The sequence below is a fragment of the Marinobacter excellens LAMA 842 genome (genome assembly GCF_001574445.1).
In the GTDB taxonomy this organism is placed as follows: Bacteria; Pseudomonadota; Gammaproteobacteria; order Pseudomonadales; family Oleiphilaceae; genus Marinobacter; species Marinobacter shengliensis.
Genome location: NZ_LOCO01000011.1, coordinates 96,325 through 109,406, shown reverse-complemented (window position 1 = coordinate 109,406; position 13,082 = coordinate 96,325). Strand labels below are relative to the sequence as shown.

Sequence of the window (13,082 nt, the reverse complement as noted above, 5' to 3'; positions counted from 1 at the left end):
TGATTTGAGCAGCATCCCCAGCCCTATCAATGTCTTTGTCGCGAGTACGCCCCTTCAACTGATCAGTTGCTCCGAGGCTCGCCACCATTACGGCTGCAGTGCTGAAACTACCCTTCTCGTCATTGCGCGACCGGATAACCGGGAGACCGAGGGACAAATGGCCTTCCTGGCCGAGGCCCTGGGCTGGCAAGGCATCGAAACCATCTATCTGAAAAAAAGTTCCTTTTACCTTCGTCTGGGAGCGGTCGCCAAGAGCCTTTCACGACGCCGCATTGAACGGTTGTTTATCGGCAACAAATCCAGCTGGATTCATGAAGTCTTTTATCGGGGATTCGACAGCAAACAGCTGATTTTCGTCGATGATGGCCTGGCCACCGTGACCTACTACCACGCCATTCACAATGAGGGTATCGCCTCCCGGATTTCAGCGGCAAAAAAACGGCTTCTGAGAACCATGGGAATACGGATTCATCGCGTTGTTCCGGAGGTGATCGCGTTCTTTACGTTCTTTCCGTTACAGAGCTCCGAACTTGTCCAGGTTCAGGTTCATGATTTTCCGGTGTTTCGCAGAACCTTCAAAATATCCGCCCGTAACAGCAGTCAGATGCCCATGGTCGGGTTCCTGGGCCAGCCTTTTGGCGTGGAAGATCGGCTTCAGCAACTGAAGCTGCAAATTCAGCACGTCGTAGAGCGTCATCCCGATAGCCTTGTTGTGTACTTCATGCATCGAAAGGAGAGCAGGGAAGAGCTTGAGAGGTTGCTTGCAGAATTTCCGCTCGAGATACGACAGGCCGGTCGCCCCATAGAGGTAGAAGTGGCTCTGTCAGGAGAAACCTACCTGGCTTTTTACAGCTTTGCTTCAACCGCGCTGTTTACGCTGAAAAAGATATTCCCGGAAATCCGGGTGTTCCAGATCGATGATGCCGCCCTGGGCGCCCGGCTGACCTACTATGATGAAATAAGGCGTATGTTCAGGAGCGTCGGCGTGGAAACGACGCTCCTTCGGGGGTCACGACTTTTCGAAGCGGGCCGGCCGGTCCAGAGTCCATAACCCGGCATACTTGTTGAAGGTCACCTGCGCGTAGGTGACCGCCGTCAGATAACCCACAGCGCCGTCCAGAAAGCCGAAACGGATGAAGTACACCTGCACAAACGTCATCAGGCCCCGTAGAGTTGGGTAGATCATGGTGCGGGTTTTTTTGCCCTTGCGATGCTTCTCCAGAGAACCAAGCCAGGCATACTTTGCGCTTTTTTCCAGGGAATGACCGAAATCCCGGTGTGTATAGTGAGTGAGGCGGCCCCTGAGGGTTTTGATTTTGCGTCCGGACGGGATCAGTATCCGCTCGTGCACCAGGGCGTCTGAAAAGCTGACGCCCTCGCGACGGAACAGCCGGAGCGGGGCTCGGCCGCTGCGTCCGAAATCCAGACGGCTGCCGTAAATCGTTACCGCCCAGGGAAGCTTGTAGGCGTCCGCGTCAGGATCGGCAAGGTGATCGTTGATCTCCCTTGCCAGCTCGGGCGTGACACGCTCATCGGCATCCAGTGACAGCACCCACTCACCGGTCGCTTTCTCAAGTGCGCGCTGTTTCTGGATGCCAAAACCCGGCCAGTCGGTGACTTCAACCACATCGGCCAACTCTCTGGCCAGCTCCACCGTCCGATCAGTACTGCCGCTGTCCAGAACAATAATTTCGTCGGCAACCAGCCTTGCGGATTTCAGACAGTCGGTAATGTGGTCTTCTTCATTTTTCGTGATTATGGTCGCTGACACCTTGCGGGCCCTGTTTCGAACGTAAGAGGCGCTTAATTCTGTGAACATGGCCGAGGCGATTGACGCAACTGCCAGCAGGTAGAAGGTCAGGAACAAGGTTCGGTTGAACGTGGCTTCTGTGAGCCCGAACAAGAAGTAGCCGATTGAGACCATGCAACCAGCCGCCGCAAGGTGGGCTGTGGCTGGATGGCGGCTGGCCAGGTTCCGGGCAAAGATGGCCAACGGAATGAAAATCAGCAGGGCCCAGCTGAGAATGCCCGGAATGCCGCTGCTGGCAGCATTGTTGAGCAGATCGTTATGGGCATGCCCGGTACAACAGTCTAGGAAGTGTTCTGGCAGATTGCCAGCTGCAACTTCCGCTTCGATACGGTGGGTATAACCACCCAGGCCAGCGCCTGTCCAGGGGTTGTCGCTGAGCATGTTCAAGGCCTGTCCCCAGACTTCAAGGCGAATTTCCATGCCTGTATCCAGGTGCCCGCTGTGAAGCAAGCCATATAGTGAACTGGACATGCGGTCGCTGCTGATAATCGCGCCGGCGACGAGCAGTGGCACAACAATCAAGCCAGCAACTCGAAGTTTTTTGCTGAGCAGTGGTACGAGCACGAGCAGAAGAAATGGCAGAGCAACCAGGTTGCTACGGGTTTCAGACAGCATGGAAATCAGGACCGCAGCCGTTCCACCGGTGAAGAACAGTATCGCCAGGCCCGCCCGTTTGTCCCGGATAAAAAACATGGCAGCAACGATCGTCAGCATGCCGCCCAGAAGGGCGAGATTGCCAAAGCTGATGGGGTTGATCCCGCCACCGAAGCGGGAATTCAGCACCTGACCAAGCGCGCCCTGGTGGGCAGTAATAGTCACGAGAAAAATCCCGGTGACGGACACGGCCATCAGTCCGATGGCGGCAAAAGTTGTTCGGGCACCGATCCGGGCATAGATTATGGCAACGATTAGGGGCCAGAACAGGATAAACCGGGCGTGCGTACCAAATGTTTTTCCGCCCTCATAGTCAAAACCTTCGAGGGCCCAGGACAGAAAGCTCACCAGAACGAAGAACCAGAAGGAAAAGTGCAGCAGCCTTAGCTCTTTGGGCTTGTCCCAGCCGGTTTTATACAAAGATTTGCGGGCACTGAGCACCATTCCAGCAATGGCAAGCAAGAGGGTTGCGCCAGCTAGGATACTCGAAGACATGAGTGCGCCGCCAAGCCCGACGATCAAAAGTGCATGGAGCGCCATTCTGGGGTTTAACATACACGGTCCGGATTATAGGGGTTGATTTCGCCAGGTGGCCGATGACGCATACGCTTGTACTCCCACTGATACTGCTCGGGGATTTCTTGCACGCATTGTTCTATGGCGTGATTCATGGCCGTAGTTGCGGCCACAGGGTCCCTGTCGCCGAGGCCAGAGCCGGTCTCGCGCACGACGATTCGGAATCCTGAAGCATCGGGCAGGCGTTCCGCATAAGTGATCAGCACGTTGGCGCCGGTGCGCTGGATAAGCTTGGATACCAGGGTCATGGTCTTCACTTCCATGCCAAAGAAAGGTGCAAAGGCGTTGCCTTTACCCCGGGGTGACTGATCCGGCAGAATCCCGGCAACACCGCCTTCCCGGAGAATCGAGGCAAGTCGAGCCAAGCCGCGTCGGTCTCCACGGACCAGTTCTGAACCGAGGCGCCCGCGAACCTTGATCATATAATCTTCAAACTCGGGCATATTCGGCGGGCTATAAAGAGCTGCCATCTTGTAGCGCGATGAGAAGAACAGCCCTGCCAGCTCCCAGTTGCCCAAGTGCGGTGCCAGAAGTATCAGCCCCCGGTCTCCCGCCATGGCCTTGTCGATTAGTTCTAGCCCCTCAGTTTCCCGGATCAGTCTAAGGCATTTCTCCACAGGCCATTCCCACATAAGGGGAACCTCGAGCATGGTCATGCCGGTTTGGGCAAGGGACCTCTTTGACATTATGGCGCGTTCGGCGTCTGATAGGTCCGGTAAGCAGATGGATAGGTTAATATCGGTAACCTTTCGGGACTTGGAAGGCAGTCGCCATAGCAGATAGCCTACGAAACGCCCTATCCGCTGCGCGCAGGCAAGGGATAACCAGCTGACAATCCTGAGTAGACCCGCAATCAGAAAATATTTGAGCTTGCTCATGACCGGCCGTAAACATCCTCGTAACGCACAATGTCATCCTCACCCAAATATGAGCCGGACTGAACCTCGATCAGTTCCAGATCAATCACGCCCGGGTTTTCCAGGGAGTGGATCTGGCCGACCGGAATGTAGGTAGACTGGTTTTCTGTTACCAGATAGGTCTTGTCGCCGTTGGTTACCTTGGCCGTGCCGCTGACCACAATCCAGTGCTCGGCTCGGTGGTGATGCATCTGAACGGACAGCTTGGCGCCGGGCTTCACGGTGATGCGTTTCACCTGGTAGCGGTGGCCGTTATCGATGGAATCATATACACCCCAGGGCCGGTAGACTTCCCGGTGATTCATGTGCTCGTGTCGACCATCATTCTTGATGCGTTCAACCACCTTTTTGACATCCTGGACCTGATCTTTGTGGGCGACCAGCAAGGCGTCTTTGGTTTCAATGATTACCAGGTCTTTCACGCCAACCGTGGCCACAAGGCGGCTGTCTGCCCGCACCAGAGTGCTCTCTGTGTTATGGGCAATGACATCACCGCTGAATGCGTTTCCGCAGCTGTCTTTCTCGGAAACTTCCCATAAGGCGGACCAGGAGCCGATATCGCTCCAGCCGGCATCGAGCGCCACCACGGCGGCGTTATCGGTCTTTTCCATCACGGCGTAATCAATGGAATCTTCCGGGCACTCGGCGAATACGCTTTCATTCACGCGGGTGAAGTGCAGATCCTCACTGGCGTCGTCCAGTGCTGCCTGGCAGATCGCAAGAATGTCCGGGCGGTGTTTCTGCAGTTCCTGAAGGTAGGTGCGGGCGCCGAACAGGAACATGCCACTGTTCCAGAGGTAATCACCGGATGCCAGGTATTCTTCCGCGGTTTTCTGGTCTGGTTTCTCCACAAATCGGCTTACACTAAAACTGTTTTCGCCAAGCTCCGGCCCTTGCTGGATATAGCCGTAACCGGTTTCCGCATGGCCGGGTACTATGCCGAAGGTCACCAGCTTATCCTCCTGAGCCAGAGGAATGGCCTTCTGGATGCCGCTCTGGAACGCAGCGATGTCTTTGATCAGGTGGTCTGCGGCCAGAACCAGCATCAGCGGGTTCTGGTTTTCATCGATGTTCTTGACCAGTTGCAGGGCTGCCAGAGCGATGGCCGGTGCCGTGTTGCGCCCACAGGGCTCCAGAATAATTCGGGTATCTTTGTAGCCCGCCTGGCGCATTTGCTCAGCCGCCAGAAAACGGTGGTCTTCATTGCAGATCAGGAGTGGATCGGCGGATTCCATCCCATCCAGCCGGGCCACGGTCAGCTGCAGCATGGATAGATGTTGGTCCGTCAGTTTCAGGAACTGCTTGGGGTTCAATTGCCTGGATAACGGCCAAAGGCGAGAGCCGGTGCCTCCGGCCATAATGACGGGGTGAATCATGTGTTTGCTCCACGTGTAGATTTCGGTCAGCATTGTCCTTTTCTGATGGCTGAATATTATCACAGGTGCGCTAACTCGGCAGTGTTTGGGGCCGAGTAGGGTCCAGTTTGCGGGTGTTTATGATGAAACTGCCGTTATCGGTTTACTACATCACGTTGAATGAAGAGCAGAGGCTGCCGGAATCTCTTGAGAAGGTGAAGGACTGGGCTGATGAAATCATCGTTGTTGATTCGGGTAGTACAGACCGAACCTGTGAACTAGCAGAGGCCGCGGGCGCCCGGGTGGTTTATCGGGAATGGGAAGGCTTTGCGAGCCAGAAGGCCTATGCCGCCAGCCTGTGTGCGAACGACTGGGTACTTGATCTGGATGCTGATGAAGTGCTTTCCGATACTCTGGTACGAAACATCAAGCAGCTGTTTTCCAAGCCGATCTCTCCGGATATCGCTGGTTATCGTATGCGTTGGGTTTTGTCGTCCCCCAACCCGAGGCACCCTTTTCGGCACGACAAGCCCAAAAAGATCCTGCGGCTCTACAATCGGAAACGGGCTGCGATCCATGCGGAAAAACACAGTAACGATGATCGGCCTAGAGTGCATACAGGTAGCGTGTTGGAGCTCAAAGGCGATGTCTTGCACAGGACATTGATTTCTCTGGAGCAGATGGAGAGAAAGTACATTCAACTGTCCAGTGAGCAGGCCCGGTTCCTCTATGAGAAGGACAGGCGAATTTCGACCCCGCGTTTGATGGTCGAATTTCCTTTGAAGTTTTTGAAGTATTACCTGATCCACCGTCAGGTATTGAATGGCTGGTTCGGGTTCAGTGTTTCGGTAGTGGCCGCAAACCGTAATTTCATGCGATTGGCGAAGGCAAGGGAATTGCAGATGCTCGAGGGAATCAGTCGTTCCGGTGGCGAGGAGCAGTAAGACGCTCTCACAGGTGCTATTCGGCTTGATACACTCTGATGGTTGCCTCTGCCATGCCCCTGAGCGTGAGATGTGTCTGCGCATAGTCAAATGCGGATTGCTCAGATTCTTGAAGACCATCCAGGTTGTTCAGTGCGCTGGCGATGACGTCGGCGATAGCCTGCGTGGAAATGTCCCTGGCGAGCGCGTTCTCGGGAAGCAGGTCGACACTGCCGAAAACCGGGGTTGAGACCACCGGCAGTCCGGCCATCAAGGCTTCGATCAAAACGTAAGGAAACCCCTCCCGCCTTGAGCTGAGAACCATCAAGTCTGCATTGGACAATGCCGATGCCAGCGTTGTTTGGTGTCCTGCCATCGTCACCGAGTGTCTCAGTCTTTCATCGCCAATCAGCCGATGCAGGTTTCTGGCTTCAGAGCCGTCACCAAAGATGGTGAGGTGTGCCGTCGGAAAGCGGTCATGGATCATGCTCCATGCCTGGATTAGCATGTCGAACCCCTTTACTGGCTCCAGCCTCCCGGCAGCAATGACGTTCGTTGTTTGGGGGAGTGGATAGTTGCCGGCGGGCGATTCCGGGGTTTCCTTCCGGATTCCATTGTAAATCAGATGACCGGACGGGTGGCTAAGGCCCTCGTAGATCGACCCGCTGACGGCAATCACTTTGTCCAGCAGAAGAAAAGGACGAAGGTTTGATTTGCTTCCGTGAATCGTCCCCACGGTTTGCCAGGTCTGACGAGGCAACCTGCCGAATATGACGGCGGCTTTATTGCCGTGGGCGTGGGCGATATCGGGCGAAACCCGCTTCAATATCCGGGAAACACACCAACGAAGCCAGGGGTTGTTTCGGCTCAGCTTCATCGGGCACGGATGAAACTCGGCGAATGGGAAGTGCGAGCGGTAGTCAGGATGGGCGATTATGTGCACCTCATGCCCGAGGCTCGTGAGGGCTTCCGCCAGGTCCGCCACATGTTTTTCCATGCCACCCCAGGCACTACCAGGCGTTGCGAGTATCAGGGCGACCTTCAATCGGGCCTCCCGTTCAGGGCCTGTTGGTATACCCGAAGCGTCGCCTCCGTCTGCGCCCTCAACAAAAACCGCTCTGGCAACTCAATCTCCGGCCGGGGTTTATCCAGCAGCCCCAACACCGCATTGGCGAATGCCCCGGTATCATCCGGCGTCACCAGTCCGTCCCGAAAGCATGCCTGCAGCGTTTCCGCCGCACCGCCCCGGTTGTAGGCCACCACTGGCGTGCTGGACGCCAGGGCTTCGGTCACCGTGCGTCCGAAGGGTTCCGGCTTGGTGGACATGTGGCAAACCACATCAGCGAACAGATACAGGTTGGTCATGTCGTTGCGCTGGCCGAGGAATGTGACTTTATCGGTCAGGCCTAGCCGGCTGCGCTCTTTTTCAAGCTCCTGCAGGAATCGTTCTTTTCCCGGTTCGGCCCCGCCCACGATGATGCCGTGACAGTCCAGCCGCTGGCGGACAATGCGGGCCATGGCTTCAAGGTAGTCCAGTTGGCCTTTCCAGCGGGAAATGCGGCCGGGCATCATAATGATTTTCTTGCCGGCCAGTTGGGGGAAGCGGGACAGGAGGATGTCCAGCCACTGGTCGTTGATGGCGCGGTTGCGGAAGGCGTCGATGTCGACGCCGCGCTGGATCACCGTCAGCTTGTCTTCCGCTACCTCGAAATTCTTCAACACGTAATCCCGCACGCAATTGGAGACGGCAATGATCTGGTGCGCCCTGGTCATGATGGCGCTGTAGGGATTAACGGAATACATGCCGTGAAAGGTCGAGACAACGGCGGGCTGTTGGTCGGCAGGCAGGGTCTTCAGGGCCAGATGGATAATCCAGGCGGGCATGCGGGAGCGGACATGAACAATGTCAGGCCGCAGCTCCTGCAACAGCTTGCGCATGGGCAGAATCTGCCCGAAAGACGCGGGCGTTTTCCGGTGGATGGGCATGTGGATGTGGGTTGAGCCCTGGCCGCGCACTTGCTCTGCCATGGGCCCACCGTTGGAGACCACAAAAGACTCATGGCCACGCTTGACCAGCTCGGCGGCGAATTCCACCGTGCCTCTTTCCACGCCACCGCTATAGAGCGCAGGAAGAGCCTGGAGAATCTTCATTGCCTGGCCTCCTTTCCTGATTGTTGAAAAGCAGCCAAATAGTTACCCGCCACCCATCGGGCAGCCCGGTCGGCTTCCCAGAGTCGTTCATGCCTTTCTGCCTGTTCGGCCATCACGCTGGCATGGTCTGCCCAGTGGGCAATCAGCCCCCGCTCTGTCAGGCGTTTTACCCCGTTCGCCACGCGGCTGTTGGCACGCGCATTCAAACTCAGCAGGCCGGTGGGCACGCCGGAAGTGGCGGCTTCGCACACCATGGAAATGCTGTCCGGCGTTACCCAGACCGCGCGGGAAGCAGCGAGCTGGTGGCTGAGCCAGTCGTCGTGGGTACGGGTGTGATGCACTACGGAGATTTTCGGGCTCTGCAATTCGGCCAGCCGATCGGTGGTGCTTTCTGGTGTGCGCCGGGAATCGGTGATGGTCCAGCGCCACTGAGGGTAGCGGGCTATCAGGTCACTGACCTGGTTCAGAATGGCATCGTCGTCCCAATCGAAATGTTCCGAACGCCCACCCACCAGGATCAGGGCTTCCGGTTTGCTGGTCAGCCGGGCGAGGGGTGTGATGGTGTTGATCACGCCTTCGGTGTGCAGGATGTTGTTAGCGGGCTTTACCTCATCATGGGTCGGGATAATCGCGCCATCTACCCAGCCCAGTGGGAAGGCCGGTTTCATCAGTACCAGGGTTTTGGCCTTGCCCAGGCGCCGAAGTGCCAGTAATAAACGATGAGTACCGGTGCCTGCGGCCACAATCAGGTCCGGTTTGGGCAGTGCTGCATCCATAGCTGGGGCCACACCCAGCAGGGCCCGCCACAGAGGTACCGGGTATTCTTCGGCACTGATCCAGTAGAGCGCCGCGCCGGTCAGCACCCGCAGGCGATTGCCCAGCCCCTTGAGTTGGTTTTTGTGGCCGGGCTTGTTGTCTGTCAGCAGCCAGACAACCGGTGCTTGCGAGTGATTGCTCACGGGTTATTCCTTGCGCTTGCGCCCGTAAAAGCCGGGGTCTTCGCGGTCAGGGCGGGTTTTGAAGCGCCGGTGCATCCACAGGTATTGGTCTGGCGCTTTGCGAATTTCCTGCTCGATGACGGCGTTGATCCGGGTTGCATCGTCCAGGTCGTCACCGCTTGGGAAGTTCTCAAGGGCGGGGTGGAAATAGATGTCATAGCCGGGCTTGTCATCGCGGCGAAAATGGCTGAAGGGCACGACTTTACAGCCGCTGCGTTCAGCAATTCGCGAAGTGGCTGTGATGGTGCCGGCGGGAATGCCGAAGAAGGGAGCGAACACGATGTCCTTGCGGCCGTAGTCCTGATCTGTCGCGTACCACACGGCGCGATTTTTCTTGAGGCTCCTGAACAGGCCGCGCAGGTCGCGGGCACCTAGTACGGTGCCATAGCGCCGGCCCCGGGCCCTGGTCATTACGGCATTCATCAACGGATTGTTGTGATCACGCTGCATGACGTCGGCTTCTATGTATTCGGTGACCAGGCTGCCACCCAGGTCGAGCGTGCTGTAATGGCCGCCCAATAGCAGCACGCCCTTGCCGGCTTCCAGCGCTTTCTCGAAATGCTCGATGCCGTGGATGCGGGTCATGCCGGTCAGCTTGGCCGGGTCCCGGAACCAGGCAATGCCGAGCTCCATCAACCCTATACCATTGGCGATAAAGGCATTACGTACCAGGGCCGCCTGTTGCTGTTCATTCAACTCCGGAAAGCACAGGCGAATGTTGACCTCGGTGATGTGCCGGCGGCTCTTGGCCAGTTTCCAGACCAGCAAGCCCACCACCTTTCCCAGCCACCATTGAAACCGGATGGGCAGTTGGGCAACCAGCCACATCACGCCAATACCCAGCCAGGTTGGCCACCAGCGAGGATGACGGTAAGCTGAATAGTCGGTATTTCTCGGAAGTTTGCGGTACTTCTTTTTCAAAATCGTGAATCCTGCATCGACAAACGTTTAACCCGGGGGCAAGATGCAACCCCTCGACACTTTTCGCCCTATGATAACGCACTGTTTTGCCGGGAGTCCTGCGTGTTCCAGTTTATCTATTCCCTGCTGATTCGCCTGGCCCTGCCATTTATTCTCATCCGACTTTGGTGGCAAGGTCGCAAAGCTCCGGCGCTCAGGCAAGACTGGCAGCATCGCCTGGGCCACGTGCCTTCCATACCCGGGCCTGTAATCTGGGTGCATGCGGTCTCCGTGGGCGAGACCATCGCTGCCGGCCCCATGGTGCGTCGACTGCTGGCGCGCAATCTCGGTGCCACCATTCTGATGACCGCCATGACCGACACCGGCCTTGCCCAGGCCCGGAAAATGTTTGGTAACAGGGTAACCTATGCCTACGCGCCGTACGACACACCGGGCGCCATCCGTCGATTTCTTCGGCGGGTCAATCCCCGCATTCTGGTCATCATGGAAACCGAGATCTGGCCCAATATGATCAGCCAGTGCCGCCGCAAAAACGTGCCGGTGTTTCTGATCAACGCCCGGCTGTCGGAGCGCTCTGCCCGGGGGTACGAGCGGGTCAGGGGGCTGGCGGCGCCGATCATGAAAAGCATCACCTGGGTGGCGGCCCAGGCAGAGCCGGATGCAGAACGCTTTCGTCGAATTGGGGTTGCCGCAAGCCACGTTGAGGTGACGGGCAGTGTGAAGTTCGATGTAGACATCCCGGAGGATGTCCGGCTTGCCTCGGAGCGTTTTCGTACCACGCTTGGCCCCCGTCCGGTCTGGATCGCCGGCAGCACACACAGTGGCGAGGATGAACAGCTGCTTCAGGCTCACCGATTGGTGCTTGCGGGACACTCTGATGCCCTGTTGATTATTGTGCCGCGCCACCCGGAACGCTTTGACGCCGTGGCGGTCATGGCACAGGAGCTGGGCTTTCAGGTTGCACGGCGATCTCAGGCGCAGAGTGCCGGGGGCGCGCAGGTTTATCTGGCCGATACCATGGGCGAGCTGATGATGCTCTACGGCGCCAGCGACCTTGCCTTTGTGGGAGGTTCACTGATCGAACGGGGCGGTCACAATCCGCTGGAGCCGGCAGCCTGGGGTATCCCGGTGTTTTCCGGGCCTCATGTGTTCAATTTCGAGACCATCTACGAACGGTTGCTGGCAGACCAGGGTGTGCAGTTGGTTCAGGGGGCAGACGATCTGGCTCGGGCGATCAATCTATTGTTTGCCAACCCGGCGGAACGCAAAGCCTATGGGGAGCGAGCGCTGGCCGTGGTTAATAAAAACCGGGGCGCGCTGGACAGGGTGGTTGAGGGGATAATCGAAAGGCTGTGATTCCGGGGCAGTCGCCACCGGAATCACACAGACGACGGTGCCATTACTGCGTGGGGTCGTCCAGGGTCAGATCTTCTTCTGCCAGAGCTTCGATGCCCCTGGCGTTGGCGCTGAGCCAGTTGTTCAGTTCAATCAGGTCTTGCGGGCTCAGAGTGCCTGCCGCCTGTTTCAGCTGTAACGTGTTAATCACGTAATCGTAACGGGCATTGGCATAATCCCGAAGGGCCACGTAATACGCCCGCTCGGCATCCAGCACTTCCACAATGTTCCGGGTTCCCACATCGTAACCGGCACGGGTCGCGTCCAGCGCACTGCGGCGGGAGATGATGGTCTGTTCCAGGGCTGAGGCGGTTTCAACGTTATTATTTACGGTCAGGTACAGGCTGCGGGTGTTAACCCGAACATCCCGGCGCGTGGTGTTCAGGTCTTCCTGCGCGGCGGTAACCAGTGAGCGCTGCTGGCGCACGCCGGCTTGTGTGCCGCCACCCATGTAGAGGGGAACGTTCAGCTCAAGGCCAATAACGCCTTGTGTGCCTTCCTGCTGGGTATTCTTGGCGCCATCCAGTTCAGACTTGCCATAAGACGCAAACAGGTCAAGCGTAGGCAGGTGGCCGGATTTCGCGACCTTCAGGTTGGCCTCGTTGGCATTCAACTGATAAAGCGCAGACTGAATAACCCAGTTCTGCTCAAGTGCGGTGTTTTCCCAGGCTGAAGGATCCATCGGCTCCGGTCGGCCAAGCGGGAAGTTCTCGCGCAGGTTTTCCAGATCCTCTGCGTATTCGCCAGTCAAACGCGCCAGTTGTTCACGGGCAACGTTGAGCTGGTTTTCAGCGGCGATGCGCTGACTTTTACTGTCATCGTAACTGGCGCGGGCCTCATAGACCTCGGTGATCGCAATCAGGCCGACATCAAAGCGTTCCTGAGCCTGCTCGTACTGCCGCTGGATGGCTGCTTCGGTGGCGCGTGCGGTTGTCACCGTATCTTGGGCACGCAGCACGTTGAAGTAAGCGGTGGCGACGTCCAGAATCAGCTGCTGTTGGGCCAGGTTGTACTGAGCCTGGGCGGCTTCGGTCTGGAACTGACTGGCATCGTAGCGGAACCAGCTGTCGGCACGAAACACCGGTTGGCTCAGCCGAACGCCGTAGTTCAGGGCCTTATAGCTGTCTCCCGGGCCATTCTTGGCGTCGAAATCTGTGTGGTTGGCCTCAGCAAACGCGCCGACTTGTGGCAGAAGTGTGCTCCTGCTGACATCGCTGGCCGCTTGCTGCGCCTGAAATTGTGCTAGTGCAGATGCGATGCCGGAATCGTAAGAGAGTGCCTTCTCATAGGTTTCCATCAGATCCAGAGAAAAGGCAGGCTGGGCTGCGAGCAGGGTGATCAATCCTGGAAGTAAACGTTTCTTCATTGTTTCTCCTGAAAAA

The 13,082-nt window shown here is 57.3% G+C and carries 11 protein-coding genes; 3 read left to right on the top strand and 8 right to left on the bottom strand.

Features of this window, described 5'->3' with window-relative positions; translation table 11 throughout:
* Positions 1–4 precede the first annotated feature (4 nt).
* Complete coding sequence (locus tag J122_RS11350; protein WP_156471751.1) at positions 5–1,051, top strand: polysialyltransferase family glycosyltransferase; 1,047 nt, start codon at positions 5–7, stop codon at positions 1,049–1,051.
* Here J122_RS11350 and J122_RS11345 read toward each other — a convergent pair.
* The 3 genes from J122_RS11345 to J122_RS11335 are packed head-to-tail and all read right to left on the bottom strand — an operon-like array spanning position 1,010 to position 5,333.
* Positions 1,010–3,019, bottom strand: a complete 2,010-nt coding sequence (locus tag J122_RS11345; protein WP_061332415.1) for an O-antigen ligase family protein — start codon at positions 3,017–3,019, stop codon at positions 1,010–1,012. The two genes, J122_RS11350 and J122_RS11345, sit on opposite strands and share 42 nt — an antisense overlap.
* Positions 3,013–3,918, bottom strand: a complete 906-nt coding sequence (locus J122_RS11340; protein WP_061332414.1) for a lysophospholipid acyltransferase family protein — start codon at positions 3,916–3,918, stop codon at positions 3,013–3,015. Before J122_RS11340 ends, J122_RS11345 begins: the two co-directional genes overlap by 7 nt.
* Positions 3,915–5,333, bottom strand: a complete 1,419-nt coding sequence (locus J122_RS11335; protein ID WP_061332434.1) for a mannose-1-phosphate guanylyltransferase/mannose-6-phosphate isomerase — start codon at positions 5,331–5,333, stop codon at positions 3,915–3,917. The genes J122_RS11340 and J122_RS11335 overlap by 4 nt, the downstream gene beginning before the upstream one ends.
* 122 nt (positions 5,334–5,455) lie before the next feature.
* On the opposite strand from J122_RS11335, the gene J122_RS11330 reads away from it, so the two are divergent.
* Entirely contained in the window at positions 5,456–6,256 is an 801-nt protein-coding gene (locus J122_RS11330) for a glycosyltransferase family 2 protein (protein WP_061332413.1), read from the top strand.
* Between the two features lie 16 nt (positions 6,257–6,272).
* On the opposite strand, the gene J122_RS11325 is transcribed toward J122_RS11330, so the two are convergent.
* From J122_RS11325 to lpxL, 4 genes are read right to left on the bottom strand one after another with little or no spacing between them, the layout of a single operon-like run.
* A complete protein-coding gene (locus tag J122_RS11325) occupies positions 6,273–7,280 on the bottom strand; it encodes a glycosyltransferase (RefSeq protein WP_061332412.1) in 1,008 nt (335 codons plus the stop codon).
* Positions 7,277–8,386, bottom strand: coding sequence for a glycosyltransferase family 4 protein (locus J122_RS11320; RefSeq protein ID WP_061332411.1), 1,110 nt, complete (start codon positions 8,384–8,386; stop codon positions 7,277–7,279). Before J122_RS11320 ends, J122_RS11325 begins: the two co-directional genes overlap by 4 nt.
* Positions 8,383–9,345, bottom strand: coding sequence for a mitochondrial fission ELM1 family protein (locus J122_RS11315; protein WP_061332410.1), 963 nt, complete (start codon positions 9,343–9,345; stop codon positions 8,383–8,385). Before J122_RS11315 ends, J122_RS11320 begins: the two co-directional genes overlap by 4 nt.
* Before the next feature lie 3 nt (positions 9,346–9,348).
* Positions 9,349–10,305 (bottom strand): LpxL/LpxP family Kdo(2)-lipid IV(A) lauroyl/palmitoleoyl acyltransferase, encoded by a 957-nt coding sequence (gene lpxL / locus J122_RS11310; protein ID WP_082780568.1) that lies wholly within the window; start codon positions 10,303–10,305, stop codon positions 9,349–9,351.
* Positions 10,306–10,407: 102 nt separating this feature from the next.
* On the opposite strand from lpxL, the gene waaA reads away from it, so the two are divergent.
* Positions 10,408–11,661, top strand: coding sequence for a lipid IV(A) 3-deoxy-D-manno-octulosonic acid transferase (gene waaA / locus J122_RS11305; RefSeq protein ID WP_061332409.1), 1,254 nt, complete (start codon positions 10,408–10,410; stop codon positions 11,659–11,661).
* A 43-nt stretch (positions 11,662–11,704) separates the two neighbouring features.
* On the opposite strand, the gene J122_RS11300 is transcribed toward waaA, so the two are convergent.
* Entirely contained in the window at positions 11,705–13,066 is a 1,362-nt protein-coding gene (locus J122_RS11300) for a TolC family outer membrane protein (protein WP_061332408.1), read from the bottom strand.
* Positions 13,067–13,082: the final 16 nt, after the last annotated feature.